Source organism: Mesorhizobium sp. P3_A2 (genome assembly GCF_056403115.1).
The window spans coordinates 174,208-198,682 of sequence record NZ_JBFUGC010000010.1 but is presented as its reverse complement, the minus strand read 5'-3'; the positions used below and the strand labels follow the sequence as shown (position 1 = coordinate 198,682).

The following is a 24,475-nucleotide window of genomic DNA, read 5'->3' as shown; positions in this document are numbered from 1 at the left end:
TCCTATTTTAAGCATCGGACCTATCCGAAAACCGCTGCACACTTTTCGATCCGATGCTAATGAGCGCGGAAAATCCAAGGACAACCGCTTATGATCGATACCAAAACCCTTACCCAGCTCGGCGCGCACGTCGAGACGCCACAGAGCCCCGAAACTGCGGTCCTCGAGACCGTGCCGTTCCAGCGCGGCGACGGGCCGCCGGCGATCGTGCGCTTCACCTGTCCGGAATTCACCTCGCTCTGCCCGGTCACCGGCCAGCCGGACTTTGCCCATATCGTCATCGACTACGCACCCGATGCCGCCCTTGTGGAATCGAAGTCGCTCAAACTGTTCATGACCTCGTTTCGCTACCATGGCGCTTTCCATGAAGACTGCACGGTGATGATCGGCCGCCGCATTGTGGCGGCGACGAAGCCGCTGTGGTTGCGCATAGGCGGCTATTGGTATCCGCGCGGCGGCATTCCGATCGACGTCTTCTGGCAGACGGGGGCGCCACCCCAAGACGCCTGGCTGCCCGACACCGGCGTTGCCCCCTATCGCGGCCGCGGCTGATTCTATTTGCGGAACTTTGGCGGGATAGCGCCCCCCCTGTCCTGCCGGACATCTCCCCCACTTGGGGGGAGATTGGTCGCGACGTCCGCTTTCGCCAATCTCAAACTATGCGGAGCGAGCGACGCGCTGGAACTGCTGATCTCCCCACCTGTGAGGGAGATGTCCGGCAGGACAGAGGGGGGCGCGAAGGATCGCAGCCGATCCTCAATCATCATTCGCACTGATACTGGCTGAGCGCCCATTCGCCGGTCACCGAGAGCAGGTCGGAAATCTTCCAGGCGCCGTCGACCTTTTTCAGTTTCCACTCCAGCCGGTGCTGATTGCCTTCGACGACGAAGGCGACCACCACCTTGGCCTGATCACCGTTGACGGCCTCGATGCTCTTCAGGCTCTTGTCGATTGCAAGCTTGTCGTAATCGGCATTGTCGAGCGCCATGTTGGGGTCGAGGCATTCGCCCTGCCCCGACGCCCGCAGTGCATCGCTCTTGTCGAGCACGGTCTTGGCCGGATCGACGAAATTCTTGCGCTGGGTCGGATCGAGCTCCAGGCCGAGATGTTCGTAGAACGGTTTGATTACCGCGGTCGGCGAGCCCGGCAGGATGAGCGCGGCCGGCTCAGATGGCGGCCATGCCAGAGGTGGCGTCGCCGGCTCCACCGCATTACCAGGTGGATTTGCGGGCGGTGCGCCGCCCGGCGCTGTCTCGGCCGGGGCATTTGCGGGTGGCGGACCCAGCAACCCCTGAGCGGCGGCGCCGCTCATACCCACCGCCAGCAGGCACAGAGTAGGCGGCGCCAGGGCGAGACGGCGGAACACCGGATCACTCCGGCGCTTTATCCGGCATGCATTCGAGCGCGCTCAGCGTCCAGTTGCTGGTCTTCGAAGTGATGTCGGCGATCTTCCATTTGCCGTCGATTTTCTTCAACGACCACAGCATTTCGCGTTTGGACTCATCGCCTTCCGCAAAAAGGCTGAACGTCGCCGTCACCTCGGCTGTATCACCGTTGACGGACTCGGCCAGCTTCAATGTCTTGGCAATCGTCTTCTGGTCGAAATCCTGGGCGTCGAGGCCGGGATCGAAGTCGAGGCAGGCGACCTCATCGGGCTTGTTCTTCTGCGCCTGGTCGTTGAGATCGAAGAGTTTCGTCACCGGCTCGGTGAAGCGGTCGCGGTATTTGGCGTCCCCTTCGAATTTCACTTCAGGCACATAAAAGAACTTCACGGCGTTCGAAGCCGGCCCGGCCAGCGCGGCGGCGGGCAAGGCAATCGAAAGGGCAGCGGCCAGCACTATCGGTCTCATGCAGGAATCTCCGGATGTTTGGCGGCAAGGTGGCAATACCACACATCCTGCATATCGGCTTTTTTGCGGCTCATGAAGTCCCGGCGTCGCCGTCTCAACCGTCCAGCCAGACGTTCTGCAGGTCCATCTCGAAGGTCTGGTGGACGCCGTAGTTCTTCACCTTCTTGTTCATGTGGCTGTAAAGCTTCTGCCAGAAGGGCTGAATGATGACACCGGAATCCTGCAGGATCTGCTCGACATCCTTCATCACTTCGCGCCGCTTCTCGACGTCGATCAAGGAAAGCGCCTGCTTAAGCTTGGCGTCGAAATCTGGATTTGCGTAGGCCGATTCATTCCAGGCCTCACCAGTGCGGTAGCCGAGCGCCAGCACCTGGACGCCGAGCGGGCGCATGTACCAGATGGTCATCGAATAAGGATACTTCGTCCAGTCGTTCCAGAAGGTCGAGCCCGGCAACACCGTGCGCTTCACCTTGATGCCGGCGTCGCGCAATTGGCCGGCAATCGCGTCGCCGGTGTTCTTCTGCCAATCGTCCTCGACGGTGATCAGCTCGTGCTCGAAATCGGCCTGGCCGGCATCCGCCATCAGCTTCTTGGCGCCTGCGGCATCGCGCGTCTTCTTGGGGAGCGCAAAATACTCTGGATGGATGGGGCTGACATGGTGGTTTTCGCCGACCGTGCCACGACCGTTATAGCCGAGCTGCAGAACCGTATTGTTGTCCACCGCCATCTGCAGCGCGTTGCGCACGCGCTGGTCGTCATAGGGCTTGTGGGTGATGTTGGTGCGGGCAACCAGCGTGGTCGCAGTCGCGACTTCCGACTTCTGCAAACCCATCTTGTCGAGGATGTCGATGAAATCGGACGGCGTTTCGAAATTGAGGTCGATCTCGCCGGAATCGAAGGCGTTCACCGAGGCGTTGAAGTCGGTGCCGTAGTCGATGAACTCGACACTGTCGAGCGGCGCCTCGCCGCCCCACCACTTGCCGTTTTCACGGCGCTTGACCACCGCCTTCTGGCCGACATCGTAAGACACCAGTTCGAACGGTCCGGTACCGATCGGCTTCTTGATCGGGTCGGCGCCGTCGGCATCGAAATTGCGGTGAACTACGAGTGCGGGATAGTCGGTGAGGTTGGGGATCAGCGAAATGTCGGGTGCTGCGAGCGTAAGCTTGACCGAGAAGTCGTCGACCTTGGTGATCGCGCCATCCCGCGCCTTGCCCGACTTTTCATCGATCAGCCCACCGACGCGCGCGGCCATGGAATTGCCGGCGACAGCCTTCTCACACCAGCGGGTCACGTTGAAGACCACGTCATCGGCGTTGAAAGCGTCGCCATTGTTCCAGGTGATGCCTTTGCGCACATGCAGCGTGTATTCGGTGGCGTCGTCATTGACGTCCCAGCTTTCGAGCAACACCGGCTCGAAGGTGAATTCCCTGGTGTAGCGGACCAGTGGCTCCAGCCAGCAGCGCGAGATGTTGGCGAGCTCCACCCAGTCGTAGGTGCGCGGATCTTTTTGGGCCTTGACCGACATCGAAATGTGCAGCGTGCCACCCTTCTTCGGCTCCTCGGCCAAAGCCTGTCCCGGCGCAGCGAGGCCGATCATGCCGTAGGCCAGCGCCGTCGAGGCGCCGAACGCGCTTGCCAATGCAAGAAACTCGCGCCGGTCCATGCGGCCCGCACGCGTTTCCTGCGCCATCGCCTCGATGGTATCAGGCACGCGATCGCCATTGCTTCTGAACAGTGTCATGTCTTCCTCCCTTGCGGTTCCCGTCGGGTCTTTGCCCGTTATCAATTCACGCTGGTGTTTCCGTCAGCTGACGCTGTCGGGCAGACTCCCTTCGCGCTGCGCGATGAAATCCTTGAGGCCCTCGGCGATGCCCTCATCCAGCTTCGGTTCCTCATAGTCGGCGAGCATGTTGCGGGCTTTCTCGCGGCCGCGCGTGTCGTGGTCCTTGGCGCCCTCGGCCTTCCACTGTTCGTAGGAGTTGAAGTCCATGATGGTGGGCATGAAGAAAGCGGACTCAAAATGCTCGAGCGTGTGCTGAGTGCCAAGGAAATGGCCCTGCGGCCCAACCTCGCGGATCGCCGCCATCGCCTCCTTGAAATCGTCGAACGGCAAGCCGCCAGCATATTTGTACCAGCCGACGAGCTGCTCGCAGTCGGTGGCGAATTTCGAATAGCCGCAGGTGAGCCCGGCTTCGAGCCAGCCGGCGGAATGCCAGATGTAGTTGGCGCCGGCGAGGATGGCGGCATGCATCAGCATGTTGGATTCATAGCCGGCCTGGGCGTCGTTGAGTTTCGAGCCGACATGGAAGCCGGAGGTGCGCCAGGGCAGTTTGTATTTCCGCGCCAGCGCTCCCATCAGATACATCATTTGCGCGGCCTCCGGCGTGCCGCCCATCGGGGCACCGGTCTTCATGTCGACGGTGACCATGAACTGGCCGTAGATCTGCGGCGAGCCCGGGCGGATGAGCTGGGTGAAGGCGACGCCGGCCAGTGCTTCGGCATTGACCTGCGCCACCGCGCCGACTGCAGAGGCCGACGTCGAGGCGCCGCACAGCGCGAAAGGCGCCAGGATCAAAGGCTGGTTGTGGCGCGCATAGACCTTCATCGCGTCCAGCATGGTGGCGTCCCACACCAGCGGCGAATTGCAGTTGGTGATCGACACCAGCACCGGGTTTTCGCGGACGTACTCTTCGCCGAAGACAATTCCGGCCATTGCCATCGTGTCCTCGGCCCGCTCCTTTGAGGTGACGATGCCCATGAACGGCTTGTCGGAATGCTTCAGCGCCGAATGGATGATGTGCAAATGCCGCTTCGGCACCGCAATCTCCATCGGCTCGCAGATGATCGAGCTCGACGAATGCAGCGCCGGCGCCATGTAGGCGAGCTTGTGGAAATTGTTCAGGTCTGCAAGCGTGCCGTAGCGCCTGACGTTGTCGAGGTCGCGCACATAGGGCGCGCCATACATCGGCACGAAGACCGAGTTCTTGCCGCCGACGCGCACAGTCCGCTCGGGATTGCGCGCATTGAGGGTGAACTCGGATGGGACCTTCGAGACCAGATCAGTCAGGAGAGCGCGGTCGATGCGGACACGGGTTTCCGAGACGTCCGCGCCCGCCGCCTTCCACATGGCGATAGCCTCGTCGTCGCGGAACTCGCATCCGACCTCTTCGAGGATGGAAAGCGACTCCTGGTGGATCAGCTCCACCGCCTCATCCGGGACCATCTGATAGGTTGGAATCTCGCGAACCAGGGTCGGGAACGAGGTGACGGGCGCACTCCTCAACGCCTTGCGCCCAAGGCGGCCGCCACCACGGCGGTGGGTCTGCTCGGTCAGTTCAGCGGCCGGTGCGTTCATGGTGCCTCCCTTGCGGTCTTATCCAGTCAAGTTAGCGAGACGAAATATGGATGTGACGCTGGAAAATCCTGATCTCTTGTATAAGCTCAGCTTATGCGAAGCCTGCGCCACCTCCTGCCCTCGGCCGGCAGCCTGATCGTCTTCGAGGCGGCGGGCCGGCTGTCGAGCTTCACCGCCGCCGGGCGTGAGCTCGGCATGACGCAGGCCGCCGTCTCCTATGCGGTGCGCGGGCTGGAGGAACAGCTCGGCGCGCAGCTCTTCCAGCGCCGGCACCGCCAGGTGATTTTGACCGAGGCCGGCGAGCGTTTCCATGCCGACGTCTCGCTCGGCCTCTCGCACATCCGCAAATCGGCGGAGGACCTGCGCCTGCAGGCGACCGGCGGCCATGTCACGCTGGCGGCCTCGACTGCCTTCGGCTCGTTCTGGATGATGCCGCGGCTGCAGCAGTTCCGCGACGAACTGCCGGGCATTGATCTCAGAATCCAGACCGCCGACCGCGACCTCGACATCATCGCCGAAGGCATTCCGCTCGCCGTGCGCGGCGGCGAACCGCGCGACTGGGCCGATTATCATTCGCTGCCGCTCGCCGACGAGGAGATTTTCCCGGTCGTCGGCGCCAGCTATCTCGCAAAGTTCGGCATGCCGAAAAGCGTCGAGGAACTGGCCACGCACCGGCTGATCCATCTCGAGGAACCTTATCGCGAGGCGGCGAGCTGGGACGAATGGTTCCAGTCGGCCGGCGGCAGCCTCGGCGACACCGCACGCGGCCTGCGCATCAACGATTACGGCCTGGTGATCCAGGGCGTCATGGAGGGCCAGGGCATCGCACTCGGCTGGCGGCATCTGGCCGAACGGCTGCTGGCGACGGGGCTGCTGGTGCCGGTGACGGATCACGTGCTGAGGACCGGCAAGGCGTTCTATGTGGTTTGGCCGAAGAACCGGGAATTGAGCGAGAATGCGCGCAAGGTCAGGGATTGGCTGGTCGCACAGGCTTGAAATCGGTTGCAACCGCAGATATCTTCTACCATAAGTAGCAGTTGTGATTTCGTGACTACCTACTTTATGCGGGGGAACAATGATTGCCAAACTTGGTCGCCATCTGGGCGTTGCCGTATTCGGTTTGATCTCTTTCGGACTGGTTACCCTGGCTGTGATTGTCGTCAACCGCCTAACCGGCTTCAACGTTTTTTCGTTCAGCTTTTGGGTTTTCATCCCAGCAGGGGCGTTGCTCACGGGTGTGGCTGCAGCGTCGGGATACTATTTTGCCAGCCTATTCTTACACACTCGGCCCACCTGGTTTCTTCTTGTCCAAATTCTCATAGTGACCGCAGCGGCACAATTGGTCATCTACTATGGGGAATACCACTCGCTGGTCCTCGATGATGGCACAATGGCTTCCGACGCCATCGGCTTTTGGGACTACCTCGATATCTATCTGCGATCGATGCATCTTAGGGCTGGGCATGGCGGCCATATCGACACAGGAGAGGTTGGCGATTTTGGCTACTGGTTGGCGGTTATAGATTTCATCGGTTTCGTCCTTGGTGGGTTATTCGTCTTTTTCATGCTGCAGACTTATCCGAGTTGCTGGAAATGCAGTCGATACCTGCGGAAAATTAGCAAAACAGGTCAGATGTTTTCAGACCACGATCTATTCGCCAAACACTACGACAGCCTTTTTCAGCACCCTGTCGACAGTAAGCCTTTTGCGGATTTGATGAGAGCTAATCCGAAAATCCGCAAACCCGCCTTGGATACGGTTTTGGTCGGGTCGGACCTTCTCGGTTGCACGCATTGCAAAACACAACTTCTCACCCAGAAGGTTCAGATTCTGAGCAAGAAAGGCTGGAAGGATATCCCAAAGCTGACACGGCAAGTTCGACTGCCGGACGGCGTGGATCTGCGCCAAGTGGTTAAACCTGGGTGATCCGAATGACAGCAGATGGTCTGATGCAAAATGGCCTATCCGCATCGACGTCGAATCCGCCTATAGTCTACGGATGCCCATTCGCCAGCTTTCCGAAACGATGATCAACCAGATCGCCGCCGGCGAAGTCATCGAGCGTCCGGCGAGCGTGGTGAAGGAGCTGGTCGAGAACGCGCTCGACGCCGGCGCCTCCCGCGTCGAGATCGTCACCGCTGGCGGCGGACTGAATCTGATCCGCGTTACCGATGACGGCTCGGGCATTCCTGAACCGGAGCTTTCTCTGGCGATTGCGCGTCACTGCACCTCCAAGCTTGCCGACAACATTCACGACATCCGTTCGCTCGGCTTCCGTGGCGAGGCGCTGCCGTCGATCGGCTCGGTGGCACGGCTGTCGATCCGCTCGCGCACGGCATTGGGCGACGCTGCCGCCGAAATCGGCATCGAAGGCGGCCGCGTTTCCGCCGTCAAACCGGCGGCCGCCAATCGCGGCACCACGGTCGAGGTGCGCGACCTGTTCTTCGCGACGCCGGCAAGGCTCAAATTCATGAAGGGCGAGCGCGCCGAAAGCTCGGCGACCAGCGATGTCGTCAAGCGCATCGCCATCGCCTTTCCCGCCGTGCGCTTCACGCTGGCCGGCTCCGATCGCTCGACGCTGGAACTGCCGGCCACCGACGACAGCGCGGAAGGCAGCCTGCGCCGCGTCGCCCAGGTGATGGGCGCGGAGTTTCCCGACAACTCCATCGCCATCGATGCCAGCCGCGACGGTGTGCATCTGACCGGCCATGTCTCGATCCCGTCCTTCACCCGCGCCAACGCGTTGCAGCAATATGCCTATGTCAACGGCCGCCCGGTGCGCGACAAGCTGATCGCCGGCGCCATTCGCGGCGCCTTCGCCGATGTGCTGCCGCGCGACCGCCATGCGGTCGCCGTGCTGTTCCTGACGCTCGATCCGGCGACCGTCGACGTCAACGTCCATCCGGCCAAGGCCGATGTGCGCTTCCGCGACCCGGGCCTGGTGCGCGGGCTGATCGTCGGCGCCATTCGCGAGGCGCTGGCCAATGCCGGCATCCGCGCCGCCACATCAGGCGCTGCCGGCATGATGGCGGCGTTCCGGCCGGGCGCTGCGTCCTATGCCCATGCCGGCCCGGCCAACGGCCATCGCAGCTACGAAGCGACCTATCACGCCTCGGGCTTTACCGGTTTCGATCGTTCGCCGCAGCGGCCGCTGGATATGGGTTTTGAAAATGGAGGCTTCCGGGAAAACGACCAGGCGGCGCTCGATGCCGGTCCGATTGCCAGCGCCGATGCGCGCGCCGGCACAGCCGAGCCGGCCGAGACGCTGCTTGGCACCGCACTGGGTGCTGCCCGCGCGCAGGTGCATGAGAACTATATCGTTGCGCAAACAAGGGATTCGCTTGTCATCGTCGACCAACACGCCGCGCATGAGCGGCTGGTCTACGAGGCGCTGAAGAATGCGCTGCATTCCCGCGCTGTGCCCTCGCAGATGCTGCTCTTGCCGGAAATCGTCGACCTGCCGGAGGAGGACGCCGAGCGGCTGGCCGTGCATTCCGAAACACTCGCCCGCTTCGGCCTCGGCATCGAACGCTTCGGCCCCGGTGCGGTGGCGGTGCGCGAGACACCGTCAATGCTGGGCGAAACCAATGTCCAGCAACTGGTACGCGACCTTGCCGACGAGATCGCCGACAACGACACGGTCGAGACACTCAAAGAGCGGCTGGACAAGATCGCGGCGACCATGGCCTGCCACGGCTCGGTGCGCTCCGGCCGCCTGCTCAAACCCGAGGAGATGAACGCGTTGCTGCGCCAGATGGAAGCGACGCCCGGCTCCGGAACCTGCAACCATGGAAGGCCGACCTATATCGAGCTCAAGCTCGCCGATATCGAGCGGCTTTTCGGAAGGCGGTGAGCGGACTGCGGGGGCGCAGACCCCCACCCGGACCTTCGGCCCGACCTCCCCACACGGGGGAGGTAGGGAGTTCAGCCATCGGCGCCGCGCCCACCCTCCCCCTTGTGGGGAGGGTCGCTGCGAAGCAGCGGGGTGGGGGTCCGAAAAGAGCCGCTCTCAGCGGCACTTTTCGAGCCAAGAACGGTTCCTTCGCCGCAAGCCCAAATCTCACTTCTTCAGGCGATACTTCTTGGCCTTGCGGTCAAAGACATACTCCTCCGCATACCCCGCACGGCCATCGTAGAAATTCACCGATATGATGTCCTTGTCCCGTTCTGTCTGCTTCTGCACGTTCCAGTAGATGGGTGTCATCAGCATGCCCGCATTGCAAAGGTCGCCGCCGAATTTGATGGTCTGCACGACCTTCTTCCGCTTCTTGTTGATGACGTGCATCTTCGCCATGCAGATCCCATTGTCGGTTTTGGCGTAGATCCCGGCAAACCGGTCGGTCGCCGTCTGCGCCCAGAAGGGGATCTCGACGGCACCTTCGACTTTGCCCTCCCCGGTGTCGTCCAACCCCGCGACCTTCCTGAGACTGACCGGAAATTTGTCGGCGCCCTTGCTCCAGCTTCCCGTCAAGACACCGTCACCAAGCTCCAGGGAAAACGGGCAGCCGGAGGTGTCGAGGCCCGTTTTCTTGCCCATGACGATGACGCGCTCGAACTCCTCGTCATCGGCAATCGCGCAAAGCGCAAGGCTGGCGCCACTGGCTCTGCCGTAGAGCGCGATCGGACTTTGCTTCGCGTCATAGAAGTAGCTGCCCTCGACAGTGATGCCGCTGCCGAAACTGTAGGTTTGCAAGGAGAGATGGACGGGATCGGGACCGATGGACCCTTCGTAGTTTTCCACGTGATACCAACCTGCAGTGGCCTTGCCGCTGAGCAGCAGCAAGCAGAAAACGGCCGATACGAACTGCCTTACCATCCCGACCCCCCGGTGAATTTCAACGCACCATAGCCAGCCGGTGGGGTCATGTCTGCACCGCAGGGTCGGTCAAATGGGGCACGCGTGCAGAATTCAGGCGCGGCTCTCATTTTGATTCAGGAAAAGCGTCCAACCATCTGATCTAGCGCTTCAAATTCACCACGATGACACCGCCAAGCGCCAGCGCGCCGCCGACGATGCCGAGCAGCGTCGGCACTTCGGCCAGCCAGAAGAAGCCGATCAGGGCCGACATGGGCGAAACCAGATAGAGGAAGTTTGACGCGCGCGCCGCAGGCAGACGCGAAAGAGCGGTTGCCCAGGCGGCATAGGCGATCAGGCTCGGCACGATGCCGAGAAAGATGACGGCGCCGATCCCGGCTGTGTTGGCGACCGCTGCCTGCGCAAAGCCGCTTGGCAGAAAGGGCGCCAGACAAAGAGCACCAAGGATCATGTTCGAGGCCGAGATGGTTAGCGGGTGATGGCGGGCAAACAGCGGCTTCTGAACGATCGTGTTGACGGCCGAGCACAGCGCGGAGCCCAGAACCAACAGCGCGCCGGTGTCGAAATGCAAGCCATTGCCGTCGGCCACGGCGATGATGCCGATACCGGCGAAAGAAATCGCCGTGCCGAACCAGGCCCACCCTGAGAAGCGTTCGCCCAGCAATGCCATTGCCATGATGGCGGTGAAGATCGGGCTGACATTGATGATGAAGCCGGCCGCACCTGCCGAAACTGTCAGTTCGCCGTAGTTGAGCATGACCGTGTAGAGCGCGACGAAAATCGCGCCGCCAAAGGCGAGGCGCCACAATTCGTCGAGCCGCGGCAGCGCCGGGCGTTTGACGGCAAGAAAGATCGCCGCCGGTACCGCGGCGATGGCAAAGCGCAGCGCACCGAGTTCGAGCGGCCCGAAGGCGGCGAGGCCGGCGCGGATCGCGGGAAAGGCGGACGCCCAACCGACCACCGTCAGCGCCACGGCGATGGCCGCTGTGGTGTCCATCCGCTGTGTCGGATTCGACGTGCTGGTCGTTGCGCTCATCTCACTGTCCTTCGTGTTTTTGGGTCTCGAAAGCCAGAAAGCGCCTTTTCGACTCTGTTGACAAACGATCAAATCGAGGGTCACCTGTGACTATGGATCACAGCTCAGACACAATGGTGCCGCTCGAGACACTGCGGGCCTTCGATGCGGCGGCACGCACCGGCAGCTTTTCGGCCGCCGCCGAGAAGCTCAACATCACCCATGGCGCCGTCAGCCGGCAGATCGCCAAGCTGGAGGACTGGCTGGGCCTGAAAGTGTTCGACCGCGGCGCGCGCGGCGTCTCGCTGACCATCGAGGGCAACCGTCTGCATCTGCGCACGGCGGAAGCTTTTGCGCTGATCTCCACCCATTCCGACCGCTGGGTCGAGCCGCGCGGCACCGCCGTGGTGCGGCTGACCTCGATCCCCTCGGTCAGCGGGCTATGGCTGATGCCGCGGATGGCGGCGCTGGAGAACAATCCCAGCAAGCTGCGCATCGTCCTCGATGTCGACATCCGCCAGGCCGACCTTGCCGACGAGGGCATCGACCTGTCGATCCGTTGCGGGCGCGGCGGCATTCCGGGCCGCATCTCGGTCAAGCTGTTCGAGGAGCATGTCTTCCCTGTCGCCGCACCTGGCCTTGCCCGCGAGATCGGCCGCGGCGACCCTGCCCGGCTGCTCAAATTTCCGCTGATCAACGATTCCGACGCTTCGGGCTGGCGCGCCTGGTTTGCCGCGCAAGGCATGGATTACCGCCCGCGCCCGCAGGACCGCCGCTTCGAGGACTACAATCTGGTGTTGGATGCCGCCGCCTATGGGCTCGGCATCGCGCTGGCGCGGCCGCCATTGACCGGGCAACAGCTGGAGGCGGGCCGCATCGTCGCCGTCGATGAGCGCACCGCGCTCAACCCGGTGTCATACTGGCTCGACCGGCCGCTGGGACGGCCGCGTACTGCTGCCGCCGAACTTTCGCGCCGCATCGCAATCGAGGCGGGGCTGGCGATGGAAAAGATGGAAGCGTTCCTCGAAGCCGAACGCTAGCGACGATCGTTCGGTGCTCAGCGAAGCACCAGCAGGACGAGCCCGACAATCGCGACGGCCAAAAACCCGGCCCCCACCGCCATCAGCCCGATACGCATCTCTTCCTGGCTTTCGGGCTGGACTGCGCCATTCGATCGAGGCGTCGCCTGCCCTCGTTTCGCCGCTGCATTGGTTGCGGAGGCACGAGACTGCGGCGAAACTTCAGGGACGAGAAAGGCAAGCCATGGCAGGCCTGCGGGTTTCGCAGCAGCGCCATCGTCGTTCCTTGGCGGCAACACCGGCAAACCGTGCTGTCCGTCGTCGTTTGCCGGTGCTGCCGCCAAGGCCCGTATCGGCCGCGCCGCAGCATCTGGCGCTCCGGCGCCTGGTTCGGCAATTGCCAGATAGGCCTGCAGGATTTCGGCAGATCCTGTCTGCTGCGCCTTGGTGGGGGTGGCGGACAACTGAGCCTGCAGCGCTGGCACCGCTGCCGGCGGCAAAGGCGCGCCAGATGGCGGCGATGGCTGGACCAGCGCCTTGATAAGGACCGTTTTCGCCGGGTCGGCCTTCGCCGACGGCACCGCCGCCAATACCATGGCTTCGCGCAGCAGGGCGGTCAGGCGGGCGGATGAAATGTCCATGCCGGTCCCATAAGAATGGTTTGCGACGCGACAATAGAGCCTCAGCATTGCGTCAAGCTTGACCTTGCCGGCAATTTATGGCGATGAAATCAGCATGAACTCTGGCATCACCCCATGATGAACCGTTTCGAAGGCCCTGGCGGCAAGGAAGCCCGGATTCGCTATCTCGACGGCGACTTCCAGGTCACCAGCCCCGGCGCATTCGTGCGCTGCGCGGTGACCGGCGAGAGCATCCCACTGGACGAGCTGAAATACTGGAGTGTCGCCAGGCAGGAGCCCTATGTCAGCGCCGCCGCCTCGCTGCGCCGCGAGATCGAAACGCATCCGGAGTTGCGCAGCCGGCGCTGACGCCAGCTCACCTGCCGCACCGAACTCAGCCCCGCAGCTTGCGCTGGCGCCAGGCGTCCAGCGTCTCGTCGATGATGCGTTCGGGCACGTTGTCGAGCTCGAACGTGGCGTCGATCTCCAGCACGTCGAGTTGGCCAAGGAATTCGGCCGAGGCTGCACCATGGCGCAGCCGGGCGGCGTCCTTGGCGGTGGTGACGAGGCCCAGTCCCTCGCGGCGCGCGGTTGCCGCCAGCTCAGTGAGCTCGTCAGGGGCATACAAATGATGGTCCGGAAACGACCGGCTCAGCGCCACCTCAGCGCCTGTGTCGCGCAGCGTGTCGAAGAATTTTTCGGGATGACCTATCCCGGCAAAGGCGAGGAAACGCCGACGGGCGAAGCGTTCCTTGCCGCCGGGCTCGGCATGCGCCTCGAAGATCGGCCTGCCGGCGCGCGCGGCCTGGCGCACGACCTGGTCGGCGGCGGTGCCCTCGCCCATCTTCAGCAGCCCGTCGGTGAAGACCAGCTGATCGACGATGTTGGCGCGCAGCGGCCCACCCGGAATGACGCGGCCATTGCCGATGCCGTAGCGGGCGTCGACGACGACCAGCGCATAATCGATATGGATGCGCGCGCTCTGAAACCCGTCATCCATGATCAGGAAATCGCAGCCATGGGCTTCCAGGAGCAGTTTGGCGCCGGCGGCGCGGTTGGGGCTCACCGCAACCGGCGCGTGCTCGGCCAACAGCAGCGGCTCGTCGCCGACATGCTTGGCAGCGTCGTGGCTGACATCGACGATATGCGGCTGCGCGAACGAGCCGCCATGGCCACGCGACAGGAAGCCGGGATTGAGCTGCATGCGCCTGGCCTGCTTTGCCAGCGCGATGGCGACCGGCGTCTTGCCGCTGCCGCCGACGGTGAAATTGCCGACGCAAAGCACTGGCGCGTCGATCTTTTCGCGCGGCGCGCGGCGCATGCGGCGGCCGGCGACCATGCCGTAGACCGCTGATAGCGGCGACAGCGCGAAGACCCGCCAGTCCGGCGCTTCCCACCAGAAAGGTGGCGCTTCGGACGCCACCCTAGCGCCCGTCGGCGCCCTTCAGGCGCGACTTGACGATCAGCGGCTGGATGTAAGGCTCGAGCGACTTCAACGTGTGCGCCAGCGCACCGCGCATCTGGTCGACGGTGGCGGCACCGGCCGCCATCATCTCATGGCGGGCGACTTCATTGCTCAACAGGAAATTGACGGCACCGGCCAGCATGTCGCGGTCGCGCACCAGCTTGGCGCCGCCACTGTCGAGCAGACGCTGATAGGCTTCGCGGAAATTCTGGACGTTGCGGCCGGCAAGCACAGCGGTGTCGAGCATGGCCGGCTCCAGCGGGTTCTGGCCGCCTTCCGAGGTCAACGAGCGGCCGACAAAGGCGATTTCCGTCAGCCGGAGATAAAGCCCCATCTCGCCGATCGTATCGCCGAGCAGGATATCGGTGTCGGCGGTGATCCGGTCGCCCTTGCTGCGCCGCGCCAGCTTCAGGCCCATGCCGGAAATCTGCGCGGCAAGCGCTTCGGCGCGGTCGGGGTGGCGCGGAACGATGATCGTCAGCAGGCCATGGTGGCGCTTGTAGAGCATGGCGTGGACCTCGGCGGCGACCACCTCTTCGCCGTCATGGGTCGAGATCGCCGCCCAGGTCGGGCGGCCGGCGATCTGGCGCTTCAGCGCCGCCAGAGTCCTTTCGTCGACCGGCGGCGGCAAGGTGTCGACCTTGAGGTTGCCGGACACGGTGACCGGCCGGGCGCCAAGCGCGCGAAACCGCTCGCCGTCGACATCCGACTGGGCAACGACATGGGCGAGGTTCTCGAACAGCGCCTCGGCGATGTTGGCGCGCTTCTTCCAGGATTTGAACGAGCGGTCGGACAGCCGGCCATTGACCAGCACCTGCGGCACGCGACGGGCGCCGAGTTCGAGGATGGTCATCGGCCAGATTTCGGATTCGGCGATGATCGCCAGGTCCGGCCGCCAGTGATCGAGGAAGCGGCTGACCGCCGGCTTGAGGTCGAGCGGCACATATTGGTGGATGATGCGGTCGCCGAGCCGTTCGTCGGCGACCTGCGCCGAAGTCACCGTGCCCGTCGTCAGCACGATGTTGACGCCGTAGTCGAGGATGCTTTGCACCAGCGGCACGACCGCAATGGTCTCGCCGACGCTTGCGGCATGGATCCAGATCACCGGGCCTTCCGGGCGCGGCCGCCCGGCGACGCCGTAGCGCTCGCGGCTGCGGCTGCGGTCTTCCTTGCCCTGCGACGTGCGCCAGGCAACGTAAGGCCCGATCAGCGGATAAGCGGCTGCGCCGGCGAAGCGGTACGCCGTCAGGAAGGCGCGCGCCCAGCGCTCGCTCATGGATTGCCGTCCACGAGGCGATAGGCCTCGGCGGTTGCGGCATTGAGCGCGGCCGTGACTTCCTGGCGCTTGCGCTCCATTTCGGCCTCGTCGGCATTGGCCGGCACAAACACCGGCGTTCCAATGACGATCGAGGAGCGGCCGAACGGCAGGTTGATGGTGGTCTTGTCCCAGCTCCTCTCCAGCACCTTGCGGCGGCTGGTGGCAATGGCGGCCGGCATGATCGGCCGGCCGGAAAGCCGTGCCAGCAGAACGATGCCCAGCCCCGCGTCGCGCGGCGTGCCGTGGGGAATGTCGGCGATCATGGCGACGTTCTTGCCGGCGACGAGTGACTTTTTCAGGGCAATGAGCGCCTTGGCGCCGCCCTTGTCGAGATGCTTCGAGCTTTCGCGGCCGCCGGAGCCGCGCACCGCCTCGATGCCGAATTTCTCGATCATCAGCGCGTTGAGCTCGGCATCGGCGCTGCGCGAGACCATGGCGACCAGCGGCCGACCCTTTGGATAATAGGCGGGCGTGAGCAGATGCTGGCCATGCCACAGCGCGATGATGCCGGGCTCGAACTTGGCGTAGGCGCCGCCGGAGAATTGCGCCGAGCCTTCGACCATGCGGTTGGTCAAGCGCACCAGGCGAACGAACCAGGCGAGCAGGCTGACGATGATGCTCTTGACGATTCGCGACTGCGCCAATGGCTCGCGGATCTTGCGCCAGAACGTCTTCGTGCTGCCGCCGCGCCCTCTTCTGGCCGCGGCGCCGGTGGGCTGCCCTTTCACCGCTTCATGCTCCATCGCTGTCAACTGCCGGCCTTGCTTTCAGGGTCGAGCAGCCGGTGCAGATGAACGACGAAATAACGCATATGGGCATTGTCCACGCTGGCTTGCGCCTTGGCTTTCCACGCGCTGTGCGCGGTTTGGTAGTCCGGATAGACGCCGACGATGTCGAGCGCGTCGAGATCGCGGAACTCGGTACCACCCAGCTTCTTCAGCTCGCCGCCAAACACCAGGTGCAAAAGCTGTTTCTTTCCGTCTTCCGCGGCCATTTCGGTCCTTCACATATTGTGAGTTTGTGACAGGTCTAGACCAAAGCTGTCGACTTTGGAACCTTCGATCACGCTTCCGTACCGGCAATGACGCCGGCAAGCACGGTGAGCAGCTTCCCGCTGCCCGCGACCAAGGCTCCGTGACGGATCACCTCGCCGGCGTAAAGCGGCGCGCGGCCATGCCCGTCGAGCACGGCGCCGCCGGCTTCGCGCAGGATGAGATCGGCGGCGGCAATATCCCAATCATGCGCGTTGGGCTTGACGAAGGTGGCGTCGAGCATGCCGTTGGCGACCATCGCCAGCCGGTAGGCGAGCGAGGGAATGTGCGCCGCGCGATGCACCCGGCTCTGCCACTCCGCCGGCATAAGGTCGATCAGCTGCTTCAGCCCGCCGATTTCGACCGTCTCGCCCAAGCGACGCACGGCAATGGGCTTGCCATTAAGGAATGCGCCCTGTCCGGGCAGCGCCCAATAGGTTTCGTCCTTGGCCGGGCATTCGAGCACGCCGGTGAGCGTGCGGCCGTCCTCGACCACGGCGACGCTGACGCACCAGGAGCGCAGGCCTTCGAGGAAGCCACGGGTGCCGTCGATGGGATCGACGACAAAGGTGCGGCGCGCCAGAAGCCGCGCCGGATCGTCGGTGGTTTCCTCCGACAGCCAGCCATAGTCCGGCCGCGCCGCGAGCAGGGTCTCACGCAAATAGGCATCAGCCGCGTGATCGGCCTCGCTGACCGGCGAGGTGCCGCCCTTCATCCACACTTGCGGGTTTTTGCCGAAATAGCGCATGGCGATGGCGCCGGCCTCGCGGGCGGCATCGCGCAAAAGCTCGAGGTCTTCTGCAGCCGATATGACCGGGTCACGCGCCGGCAAGGGTCATGCCTTCGATCAGCAGCGTCGGTGCGGCGGTGCCGAAATTGCGGTCGAGGTCGCTCGCCGGCACCATGTTGAGGAACATCGTCTTCAGATTGGAGGCGATGGTCACCTCGGCCACCGGATAGGCAAGCTCGCCATTGTCGATCCAGAAGCCGGACGCGCCGCGGCTGTATTCGCCGGTCACCATGTCGACGCCCTGGCCGAATACTTCGGTGACGTAAAAGCCTGATTTCAGCGACTTGATCAGATCTTCCGGCGTCCTGTCGCCCGGCTCGATGGCGAGATTGGTCGATGACGGCGATACCGACGAGCCGCTGCGCGCACCGCGTCCGTTGGTGGTCAGTCCCAATTCGCGCGCGGCGGACGTCGACAGGAACCAGTGCTTCAGGACGCCGTTTTCGACCATCAGCAGCTTTTCGCCCTCGACGCCTTCGCCGTCGAAGGGACGCGAGGCCTGGCCGCGGCGCCGGAGCGGCTCGTCGGTGACGGTGATATCGACCGATGCAACCTGCTTGCCCATCATCTCGCGCAGAAAGCTGGTCTTGCGCGCCACCGAGCCGCCGTTGATGGCGCCGGCAAGATGGCCGGCAATGCCGCGCGCGACGCGCGGATCGAACACGACGTTGACCGGACCGGTCGCCGCCTTGCGGGCACCGAGGCGGCGCACGGCGCGCTCGCCGGCCTTGCGGCCGATCAGCTCGGGGGCGTCGAGATCGGAAAAATGCTGGTGCGAGGAATATTCGTAATCGCGCTCCATTCCGGTGCCCTCGCCCGCAATGACGCTGGCCGAGCGCGAAAAGCGCGAGGCGACATAGTGGCCGACAAAGCCGTTCGACGTCGCGAGCACCAGCCCGCCCAGCCCAGCGCTGGCGCTGCTGCCGGCCGAATTGGTGACGCCCTTGACGGCAAGGGCCGCTTCCTCGGCGGCCAAAGCCGCTTCCTTCAATTGATCGGCCGAGACCTCGGTGGCGTCGAACAGATCGAGGTCGCGCACCTTGCCGACCAGCAAAGCCGGATCGGCGAGACCCTGATAGGGATCCTCGGGCGAGACTTTCGCCATCGCCACGGCGCGCTCGGCCAGCGCCTTGGGGTCCGATGCCGCCGTCGCCGAGACACTCGCCACCCGTTTGCCGACAAAGACGCGCAGCGAGACATCGTCGCCTTCGGAGGATTCGGTGTTCTCGACCTTGCCCAGCCGCACCGACACGCCGGTCGAGCGGCCGCGCACGGCAACCGCATCGGCAGCATCGGCGCCAGCCTTTTTGGCAGCCTCGACCAGTGCCGCGACGCGGTCGGTCAATTTCGCTGCCTCTGATGTATCGGTCATGCGCATGTCCTGGCTTCAAGCCGCGCCGGGCGGTAGCGGCTGCTGCACCATCTATTGTCCCGATGCGGCTTGTGCAATGGCGCATGGGCAATTGCGCCGCTGCGGCATAGCGCCCGAGCAGACCGCAAAGCCCATCCGCGCCGCCGCGCTCGCGATCTAAGCCAAGGCGATGGTGATGGTAAGCCGACTGCGCGGAGGCAAGGCTCCGAACTTTCTCGAAACAGCAGCCCTTTCCGCAGAAGGCAGGGTTGACGCCCGCTTTCGCCTACGATTAAATCAATTTGATTTACATCATTGATCAGTCTGCTCAGGGAGGAGAAAAGATGCTCGGTCGCGTGCAATCATTCAACCACTTGATATCAGGACGAGAGCGGTTCAGCCGGCGCCGATTTTTGGCTTTGGGCGGCGCGGCTTTGGCGTCAGTCGCCCTTGCCTCGGGCATGAAGCCGGCAGCGGCCGAATCCGTGCTCGCCATGCATATCGAGGAGCAGACGAGCTGGGTGCAGAACTTCAATCCGTTCGATCTTGGCGGCCGCCGCCAGAGCACGATGGATTTCGTCTACGAGCCGCTGGTCATCTTCAACGACTATGACGGCGGCAAGCCGATCTTCCGGCTGGCGACTGCTTATAAATTCTCCGACGATCTGAAGACGATCACCTACACGCTGCGCGACGGCGTCAAATGGTCGGACGGCCAGCCGCTGACCTCGGCCGACATGAAATACACGCTCGACCTGATGCTCAAGAACAAGGCCGTCGATATCGTCGGCGTCAGCGAAAGCGTGGCTTCGGTTGAGGCGCCCTCGCCGACGGAAGTGAAGATCACGCTGAAGGACGTCGACACGCATTTCCCCGAATCGATGGCCGATTTCCCTGTCGTGCCGGAGCACATCTGGAAAGATATCGCCGATCCGCTCACCTTCAAGAACGAGAAGCCGGTCGGCTCCGGCCCGATGACCGAGATCCGCCGCTTCACGCCGCAGGTCTATGAGCAATGCCGCAACCCCAATTATTGGGACGCTGCCTCGCTGCATGTAGACTGCCTGAAGCTGCCGCAGATTGCCGGCAACGACCAGATGCTTGCGCTCTTGCCGGAAGGCAACATGGACTGGATCGGCTCGTTCCTGCCCGAGATCGACAAGACCTATGTCGCGCTCGACAAGGACCACAATGGCTACTGGCAGCCGCCGGCGGAAACGATCGCCTTCGAGATGAACTTCAAGACCGCCAATCCGGGGCTGGCCGAAGCCTTTAGCGACATCAATTTCCGCCATGCCTTCAGCCTGGCCATGGACCGCACGGCGATGGTCGACATTGCCGGGTTTGGCTATCCCGTCGTCAACCTGCACGCCAGCGGCCTGCCGCCGCGCTTCGACGCCTGGCGCAACAAGGCCGCCGAAGGCGACAAGGATGTGTGGATGGCCTACGACGTCGACAAGGCCAACAAGGTGCTTGACGACGCCGGCTACAAGAAGGGCGCCGACGGCATGCGCACCACGCCGAAGGGCCAGCCGATCGCCTTCGTCATCATCGTGCCCAATGGCTGGACCGACTGGATCGACGCCGTGCAGATCGCCACCGAGGGATTGCGCAAGATCGGCGTCAATGCATCTGTCGCCACGCCGGAATACGAGCAGTGGCAGAAGCAACTCCTGGACGGATCTTTCGACGCCGTCATGAACTCCCGCCCCGACGGCCCGACTCCGTTCCGCGGCTACTATCAGACGCTGTCGACGGCGTTCGCCGGACGCATCGTCCACGCAGACTCGCGCTACTCCAACCCTGAACTCGACAAGGTGTTCGACGACTACCGCAAGGCAACCACGGATGAGGAGCGCAGGAAGCTGTTCGACCAGGTGCAGGTGATCATCGCCGACGATTTCCCTGTCGTGCCGGTGTTCAACGGCCCGACCTGGTACCAGTATTCGACCAAGCGCTTCACCGGCTGGGTGACCAAGGACGAGCCGGTGATGAACCCCGAGAACCATGACAACAACCGCATGCGGTTGATGCATCTCCTGCGGCTGAAGCCGGTGCAATAAACAGTTAAGCCGCCTTCCCCTCTCGACTGCGAGGGGAAGGGCGGCGCGATTTTGCACCAGCGGTGGCTTGCGAAGCGGATCAGGCTACTCTCCTGTTCGCACTGCTTGTCACACCGGTTGAAGCGAAGACCACGGGGAATGACAATGCGGATACCTCTTCGGCGGCTGGGCGTCTATTTCGCCGCCTTCCTGTTTGCCGTCGTCGTAAACTTCACTCTTCCCAGGCTAATGCCTGGCAGCCCGGTGGACTCGATGATCGCGCAGCTTGGGCCGCGCGCCACGCCCGCGGCCATCGAGGCGATCAAGGCCCGGTTCGGCGCCGTGCAGCAGCCTGTCTGGCTGCAGTTTGTCGACTACATCAAAGGGCTCGCCACCTTCGATCTCGGCGTGTCGGTGAAATACTATCCACAGACGGTCACGCAGGTGCTGGCGAGGTCCGCCGGCTGGACGGCGCTGCTGATCACCTGCGCCATCATCTTTTCCCTCTGCGTCGGTGTCTCCCTCGGCGCAGTGGCAGCCTGGCGGCGAGGCGGACGTTTCGATGCGTTCGTCTCGCCGTTTTCTGTCGTCCTGAAAGCCATTCCGCCCGTCATCTTCGCCCTCGCGGCCCTGTTCACGTTCGGTGTGGCGCTGCGCTGGTTTCCGGTTGGCTATGCCTACAATCCCGACCTTGATCCAGGCCTCAACTTCACCTTCTTCGGCAGCGTGTTCTGGCACGCCGTCCTGCCCGTGCTGACACTTTCGCCTCTCATGATCGGCGAGTTCCAGACCACAATGCGCTCCTCGATGATTTCGGTGCTCGGCGAGGACTATGTCACCATGGGCCGCGCCAAGGGCCTGTCGGAAACGGCGGTGATGTTCTCCTACGCGGCGCGCAACGCGATGCTCCCCGTTCTGACCAATCTGGCGCTGATGTTGGGCGCGGTGTTCGGCGGCTCAATCGTCACCGAGATCGTGTTCAACTACCCAGGCCTCGGCCTGACATTGTTCACGGCGAGCGTGGCGCGCGACTATCCGGTCATCCAGGGCCAGCTTCTGTTGATGACATTGGCGACGCTCGGAGCCAATCTGCTGGTCGACATCATCTATGGCGTGGTCGACCCACGCGTCAGCGAGGAGCGGGCATGAGGTTCGGGCTGCAACTCCTGCTCCGGCAAAAGAAGGCGGTGGCCGGCTTCATCATCGTCGCGGCACTCTGCCTGATGGCGCTGGCAGCACCTATCCTGGCGCCGAACGATCCCGGCGCGCGCGTCGGCCGCTCGCATCAGCCGCCGACAGTGGAGCATTATTTCGGCACGACCAAGATGGGCCGCGATGTCTACAGCCAGTTCGTCTGGGGCGCCCGCTCCTCGCTCGCCGTCGGCTTCGCCACAGGTTTGGCCATTACGGCACTCGGCACGGTGATCGGCCTCTTCGCCGGCTATTTCGGCGGCCGCATCGACGCGACGCTCGATCTTGCCACGAACGCAGTGCTGGTTATTCCCAACATCCCATTGCTCATTCTGCTGGCGTCCTTTGCCGGAACGGTGGGGCCGCTCACCATCATGACGATCATCACGCTGACCTCCTGGCCGTGGGGGGCGCGCATGACGCGGGCGCAGATGATGGGGCTGCGCAACCGTGAATTCGTCACCGCCGCGCGCATGGTCGGCGAGCCTTCATGGCGCATCATCTTCGTCGAGATCCTGCCCAATCTGGTGCCGTTGATCGGCATCAACATCGTCGGCTCGATCATCTATGCGATCGTGGCGCAGACGACGCTCGAATACCTCGGCTTCGGCGATCCGCTCAACGTCACCTGGGGCACGATGCTCTACAATGCGCAGAACTCGTCGGCGATCATTGTCGGCGCCTGGTGGGACATCGGCGCGCCGGCCCTCGGCATTGCCCTGGTCGGGCTCGGCCTGGCGCTGCTCAATTTCACCTTTGACGAGATCGCCAACCCGCAACTGCGTTCGGGCCCGGCGCTGTCGCGCTGGCTGCGGCTGACGCGGCAGCGCAAGCGCGAACTGGAGGCGGCACGGTGAGCGGACCCCTGCTGCAAGTCCGCGACCTCAGCGTCGACTATCTGCTCGACAAGGGCGCCTTCCGGGCGGTCAAGAACGTGTCGTTCGATATCGGCCGCGGCGAGCTGTTCGGGCTTGCCGGCGAATCCGGCTGCGGCAAGAGCACCATTGCTTATGCCATCACCAGGCTGGCCAAATCGCCGGCCTGGGTGGCGGGTGGCGAGATCCTGCTCGACGGCCAGGATCTGCTGAAGCTGACCGAAGCCAGCCTGCAGAAAGTGCGGTGGAGCCGCATCGGCATGGTGTTCCAGAGCGCAATGAATTCGCTCAATCCGCTCATGCGCGTCGAGGACCAGTTCCACGACGTGCTGCGCCGACACAACAGCTTCGGCCGCGCGCAGTCGCGAGCGCGCGCCGAAGCGATGTTCAAGCTGGTCGGCATTGCCGCCAACCGGCTGCGCGACTATCCGCACCAGTTCAGCGGTGGCATGCGCCAGCGCATCGTCATCGCTATTTGCCTGGCGCTGGAGCCGGAGCTGATCATCATGGACGAGCCAACGACGGCACTCGATGTGGTGGTGCAGCGTGAAATCCTGGAACAGGTGATCGACCTGCAGCGCAGCCTCGGCTTCTCCGTGCTGTTCATCACCCACGATCTGCATCTGATGTCGCAACTGTGCAACCGTATCGGGGTGATGTTGAAAGGCGAACTGGTGGAAGTCGGCGACGTGCAACAGGTCAGCCACGCCCCCATGCATGAGTATACGCGCAAGCTGTGGGGCTCGATCCCGCAGCTGCCGGCGCGGGCGCGAGTGGCCGTATGAACGCGCTTCCCTCCTCGCTCTCGGCAGTGGTCAACGCCGAACCCATTATCGCCCTGGATGCGATCGAACGCAGCTTCGGCCTTGTGCAAGCGCTGCGCGGCATCACGCTGGCGCTGCGGCCCGGTCGCGCGTTGGCGCTGGTCGGTGAATCCGGCTGCGGCAAGACTACCTGCGCCCGCATCATCGCGCGCATGGACCATCCGACCGCGGGCACGCTCTCCTTCCGCGGCCGCGACGCGACCAAGCCTGGCACCGCTGCCGAAGAACGCGCCTACCGCCGCGCCATCCAGATGGTGTTTCAGGATCCCTTTGCTTCGCTCAATCCGGTGTTCACCGTGCATCACCATCTGGCGCGGCCGCTGGCGTTGCATGGCCATGCCAAGGGCAAGGCGGCACTGACCAAGGGCGTGTCGGAACTGCTTGCCGGCGTCGGCCTCGATCCCGAGCTGACCGCGCACAAATTCCCGCACGAGCTGTCAGGCGGACAGCGCCAGCGCATCAACATCGCCAGGGCGCTCGCAGTACAACCGGAAGTGCTGGTCGCCGACGAGCCGACCTCGATGCTGGACGTCTCGATCCGGCTCGGCATTCTCGACCTGCTCGCGCGCATCGAGCGCGACAAGAGCCTGGCCATGCTCTACATCACGCATGATATCGCCACCGCCGCCCATGTCGCGGAAGACATCATCGTGATGTTTGCGGGACAGATGGTCGAGTGGGGCGCAACGAATGCCGTCATCGGCGATCCGCGCCATCCCTACACGCAGCTTCTGCTGTCGGCCGTGCCCGACCCGGACCGTCCCTTTGTGCCGGGCGACAGCGCACGTTTTCTTGGCCATGCCGAAGAGGTGCGGCGGCGCTCGCGCCCGACATCCACAGTCGTGGACCAGGTCGGGCCGGACCATTTTGTGCGCGCACTCGGCGTACCCTCATAAACGACGGATATTG

The 24,475-nt window shown here is 63.6% G+C and carries 24 protein-coding genes; 11 read left to right on the top strand and 13 right to left on the bottom strand.

Annotated elements, in window-relative coordinates:
* The first annotated feature begins 90 nt into the window (after positions 1-90).
* Entirely contained in the window at positions 91-552 is a 462-nt protein-coding gene (gene queF, locus AC1DXM_RS23135) for a preQ(1) synthase (RefSeq protein WP_477236509.1), read from the top strand.
* A 211-nt stretch (positions 553-763) separates the two neighbouring features.
* Here the strand turns inward: queF and AC1DXM_RS23130 are convergent, their stop codons facing one another.
* From AC1DXM_RS23130 to AC1DXM_RS23115, 4 genes are all read right to left on the bottom strand, one after another.
* Entirely contained in the window at positions 764-1,366 is a 603-nt protein-coding gene (locus tag AC1DXM_RS23130; RefSeq protein ID WP_477236507.1) for a YqhG/Tai3 family protein, read from the bottom strand.
* Between the two features lie 4 nt (positions 1,367-1,370).
* Entirely contained in the window at positions 1,371-1,850 is a 480-nt protein-coding gene (locus tag AC1DXM_RS23125; RefSeq protein ID WP_352559451.1) for a DUF3828 domain-containing protein, read from the bottom strand.
* 94 nt (positions 1,851-1,944) lie between these two features.
* The gene (locus AC1DXM_RS23120; RefSeq protein WP_477236505.1) at positions 1,945-3,594 is read right to left on the bottom strand and encodes an ABC transporter substrate-binding protein; all 1,650 of its coding nucleotides are present in this window, start codon (positions 3,592-3,594) and stop codon (positions 1,945-1,947) included.
* 63 nt (positions 3,595-3,657) lie between these two features.
* Positions 3,658-5,208: a trimethylamine methyltransferase family protein gene (locus tag AC1DXM_RS23115; RefSeq protein WP_477236503.1), complete on the bottom strand. Its 1,551-nt coding sequence runs from the start codon at positions 5,206-5,208 to the stop codon at positions 3,658-3,660.
* Positions 5,209-5,301: 93 nt separating this feature from the next.
* Between AC1DXM_RS23115 and AC1DXM_RS23110 the strand changes: the two genes are divergently transcribed.
* The 3 genes from AC1DXM_RS23110 (at position 5,302) to mutL (ending at position 9,062) form a co-directional block, all read left to right on the top strand.
* A complete protein-coding gene (locus AC1DXM_RS23110) occupies positions 5,302-6,204 on the top strand; it encodes a LysR substrate-binding domain-containing protein (protein WP_477236501.1) in 903 nt (300 codons plus the stop codon).
* Positions 6,205-6,283: 79 nt separating this feature from the next.
* Positions 6,284-7,135: a hypothetical protein gene (locus AC1DXM_RS23105; RefSeq protein WP_477236499.1), complete on the top strand. Its 852-nt coding sequence runs from the start codon at positions 6,284-6,286 to the stop codon at positions 7,133-7,135.
* A 73-nt stretch (positions 7,136-7,208) separates the two neighbouring features.
* Positions 7,209-9,062, top strand: coding sequence for a DNA mismatch repair endonuclease MutL (gene mutL / locus AC1DXM_RS23100; protein WP_477236497.1), 1,854 nt, complete (start codon positions 7,209-7,211; stop codon positions 9,060-9,062).
* A gap of 207 nt (positions 9,063-9,269) precedes the next feature.
* Here mutL and AC1DXM_RS23095 read toward each other — a convergent pair whose 3' ends face one another.
* Both AC1DXM_RS23095 and AC1DXM_RS23090 read right to left on the bottom strand, forming a co-directional pair.
* The gene (locus AC1DXM_RS23095; RefSeq protein WP_477236495.1) at positions 9,270-10,025 is read right to left on the bottom strand and encodes a hypothetical protein; all 756 of its coding nucleotides are present in this window, start codon (positions 10,023-10,025) and stop codon (positions 9,270-9,272) included.
* Positions 10,026-10,167: 142 nt separating this feature from the next.
* Entirely contained in the window at positions 10,168-11,061 is an 894-nt protein-coding gene (locus AC1DXM_RS23090) for a DMT family transporter (RefSeq protein WP_477236493.1), read from the bottom strand.
* 92 nt (positions 11,062-11,153) lie between these two features.
* Between AC1DXM_RS23090 and AC1DXM_RS23085 the strand changes: the two genes are divergently transcribed.
* Positions 11,154-12,080 carry a LysR substrate-binding domain-containing protein gene (locus tag AC1DXM_RS23085; RefSeq protein ID WP_477236491.1) on the top strand — a complete coding sequence of 309 codons (927 nt, stop codon included), beginning with the start codon at positions 11,154-11,156 and terminating at the stop codon, positions 12,078-12,080.
* Between the two features lie 17 nt (positions 12,081-12,097).
* On the opposite strand, the gene AC1DXM_RS23080 is transcribed toward AC1DXM_RS23085, so the two are convergent.
* Entirely contained in the window at positions 12,098-12,700 is a 603-nt protein-coding gene (locus AC1DXM_RS23080; protein ID WP_477236489.1) for a hypothetical protein, read from the bottom strand.
* 114 nt (positions 12,701-12,814) lie between these two features.
* On the opposite strand from AC1DXM_RS23080, the gene AC1DXM_RS23075 reads away from it, so the two are divergent.
* Positions 12,815-13,048: a DUF2093 domain-containing protein gene (locus tag AC1DXM_RS23075; protein ID WP_112564953.1), complete on the top strand. Its 234-nt coding sequence runs from the start codon at positions 12,815-12,817 to the stop codon at positions 13,046-13,048.
* Between the two features lie 25 nt (positions 13,049-13,073).
* Here AC1DXM_RS23075 and lpxK read toward each other — a convergent pair whose 3' ends face one another.
* The 6 genes from lpxK to AC1DXM_RS23045 all read right to left on the bottom strand — a co-directional run bounded on the left by lpxK (position 13,074) and on the right by AC1DXM_RS23045 (position 18,655).
* Positions 13,074-14,102 (bottom strand): tetraacyldisaccharide 4'-kinase, encoded by a 1,029-nt coding sequence (gene lpxK, locus AC1DXM_RS23070; RefSeq protein WP_477236487.1) that lies wholly within the window; start codon positions 14,100-14,102, stop codon positions 13,074-13,076.
* 1 nt (position 14,103) lies between these two features.
* The gene (gene waaA, locus AC1DXM_RS23065; protein WP_477236485.1) at positions 14,104-15,420 is read right to left on the bottom strand and encodes a lipid IV(A) 3-deoxy-D-manno-octulosonic acid transferase; all 1,317 of its coding nucleotides are present in this window, start codon (positions 15,418-15,420) and stop codon (positions 14,104-14,106) included.
* Entirely contained in the window at positions 15,417-16,205 is a 789-nt protein-coding gene (locus tag AC1DXM_RS23060) for a lysophospholipid acyltransferase family protein (RefSeq protein WP_477236483.1), read from the bottom strand. The genes waaA and AC1DXM_RS23060 overlap by 4 nt, the downstream gene beginning before the upstream one ends.
* A 5-nt stretch (positions 16,206-16,210) precedes the next feature.
* On the bottom strand, positions 16,211-16,456 hold the full coding sequence (locus tag AC1DXM_RS23055; RefSeq protein WP_477236481.1) for a DUF4170 domain-containing protein: 246 nt from the start codon (positions 16,454-16,456) through the stop codon (positions 16,211-16,213).
* Between the two features lie 68 nt (positions 16,457-16,524).
* Entirely contained in the window at positions 16,525-17,325 is an 801-nt protein-coding gene (locus tag AC1DXM_RS23050; protein ID WP_477236479.1) for a 3'(2'),5'-bisphosphate nucleotidase CysQ, read from the bottom strand.
* Positions 17,312-18,655 (bottom strand): TldD/PmbA family protein, encoded by a 1,344-nt coding sequence (locus AC1DXM_RS23045; protein WP_477236477.1) that lies wholly within the window; start codon positions 18,653-18,655, stop codon positions 17,312-17,314. Before AC1DXM_RS23045 ends, AC1DXM_RS23050 begins: the two co-directional genes overlap by 14 nt.
* Positions 18,656-18,978: 323 nt before the next feature.
* On the opposite strand from AC1DXM_RS23045, the gene AC1DXM_RS23040 reads away from it, so the two are divergent.
* The 5 genes from AC1DXM_RS23040 to AC1DXM_RS23020 all read left to right on the top strand — a co-directional run bounded on the left by AC1DXM_RS23040 (position 18,979) and on the right by AC1DXM_RS23020 (position 24,462).
* On the top strand, positions 18,979-20,697 hold the full coding sequence (locus tag AC1DXM_RS23040) for an ABC transporter substrate-binding protein (RefSeq protein ID WP_477236475.1): 1,719 nt from the start codon (positions 18,979-18,981) through the stop codon (positions 20,695-20,697).
* 144 nt (positions 20,698-20,841) lie between these two features.
* The gene (locus AC1DXM_RS23035; RefSeq protein WP_477236473.1) at positions 20,842-21,825 is read left to right on the top strand and encodes an ABC transporter permease; all 984 of its coding nucleotides are present in this window, start codon (positions 20,842-20,844) and stop codon (positions 21,823-21,825) included.
* Entirely contained in the window at positions 21,822-22,724 is a 903-nt protein-coding gene (locus AC1DXM_RS23030) for an ABC transporter permease (RefSeq protein WP_477236471.1), read from the top strand. The genes AC1DXM_RS23035 and AC1DXM_RS23030 overlap by 4 nt, the downstream gene beginning before the upstream one ends.
* Complete coding sequence (locus tag AC1DXM_RS23025) at positions 22,721-23,527, top strand: ABC transporter ATP-binding protein (protein ID WP_477236469.1); 807 nt, start codon at positions 22,721-22,723, stop codon at positions 23,525-23,527. The genes AC1DXM_RS23030 and AC1DXM_RS23025 overlap by 4 nt, the downstream gene beginning before the upstream one ends.
* The gene (locus tag AC1DXM_RS23020; RefSeq protein WP_477236467.1) at positions 23,524-24,462 is read left to right on the top strand and encodes an ABC transporter ATP-binding protein; all 939 of its coding nucleotides are present in this window, start codon (positions 23,524-23,526) and stop codon (positions 24,460-24,462) included. The genes AC1DXM_RS23025 and AC1DXM_RS23020 overlap by 4 nt, the downstream gene beginning before the upstream one ends.
* The last annotated feature ends 13 nt before the right edge of the window (positions 24,463-24,475 follow it).

Excerpts from the sequence above, each read along its gene's own strand:
- queF (WP_477236509.1), top strand. The coding sequence starts at position 91 with ATGATCGATACCAAAACCCTTACCCAGCTCGGCGCGCACGTCGAGACG.
- AC1DXM_RS23125 (WP_352559451.1), bottom strand. The coding sequence starts at position 1,850 with ATGAGACCGATAGTGCTGGCCGCTGCCCTTTCGATTGCCTTGCCCGCC.
- AC1DXM_RS23120 (WP_477236505.1), bottom strand. The coding sequence starts at position 3,594 with ATGACACTGTTCAGAAGCAATGGCGATCGCGTGCCTGATACCATCGAG.
- AC1DXM_RS23115 (WP_477236503.1), bottom strand. The coding sequence starts at position 5,208 with ATGAACGCACCGGCCGCTGAACTGACCGAGCAGACCCACCGCCGTGGT.
- AC1DXM_RS23110 (WP_477236501.1), top strand. The coding sequence starts at position 5,302 with ATGCGAAGCCTGCGCCACCTCCTGCCCTCGGCCGGCAGCCTGATCGTC.
- AC1DXM_RS23105 (WP_477236499.1), top strand. The coding sequence starts at position 6,284 with ATGATTGCCAAACTTGGTCGCCATCTGGGCGTTGCCGTATTCGGTTTG.
- mutL (WP_477236497.1), top strand. The coding sequence starts at position 7,209 with ATGCCCATTCGCCAGCTTTCCGAAACGATGATCAACCAGATCGCCGCC.
- AC1DXM_RS23095 (WP_477236495.1), bottom strand. The coding sequence starts at position 10,025 with ATGGTAAGGCAGTTCGTATCGGCCGTTTTCTGCTTGCTGCTGCTCAGC.
- AC1DXM_RS23090 (WP_477236493.1), bottom strand. The coding sequence starts at position 11,061 with ATGAGCGCAACGACCAGCACGTCGAATCCGACACAGCGGATGGACACC.
- AC1DXM_RS23085 (WP_477236491.1), top strand. The coding sequence starts at position 11,154 with ATGGATCACAGCTCAGACACAATGGTGCCGCTCGAGACACTGCGGGCC.
- AC1DXM_RS23080 (WP_477236489.1), bottom strand. The coding sequence starts at position 12,700 with ATGGACATTTCATCCGCCCGCCTGACCGCCCTGCTGCGCGAAGCCATG.
- AC1DXM_RS23075 (WP_112564953.1), top strand. The coding sequence starts at position 12,815 with ATGATGAACCGTTTCGAAGGCCCTGGCGGCAAGGAAGCCCGGATTCGC.
- waaA (WP_477236485.1), bottom strand. The coding sequence starts at position 15,420 with ATGAGCGAGCGCTGGGCGCGCGCCTTCCTGACGGCGTACCGCTTCGCC.
- AC1DXM_RS23060 (WP_477236483.1), bottom strand. The coding sequence starts at position 16,205 with ATGGAGCATGAAGCGGTGAAAGGGCAGCCCACCGGCGCCGCGGCCAGA.
- AC1DXM_RS23055 (WP_477236481.1), bottom strand. The coding sequence starts at position 16,456 with ATGGCCGCGGAAGACGGAAAGAAACAGCTTTTGCACCTGGTGTTTGGC.
- AC1DXM_RS23045 (WP_477236477.1), bottom strand. The coding sequence starts at position 18,655 with ATGACCGATACATCAGAGGCAGCGAAATTGACCGACCGCGTCGCGGCA.
- AC1DXM_RS23040 (WP_477236475.1), top strand. The coding sequence starts at position 18,979 with ATGCTCGGTCGCGTGCAATCATTCAACCACTTGATATCAGGACGAGAG.
- AC1DXM_RS23035 (WP_477236473.1), top strand. The coding sequence starts at position 20,842 with ATGCGGATACCTCTTCGGCGGCTGGGCGTCTATTTCGCCGCCTTCCTG.
- AC1DXM_RS23030 (WP_477236471.1), top strand. The coding sequence starts at position 21,822 with ATGAGGTTCGGGCTGCAACTCCTGCTCCGGCAAAAGAAGGCGGTGGCC.
- AC1DXM_RS23020 (WP_477236467.1), top strand. The coding sequence starts at position 23,524 with ATGAACGCGCTTCCCTCCTCGCTCTCGGCAGTGGTCAACGCCGAACCC.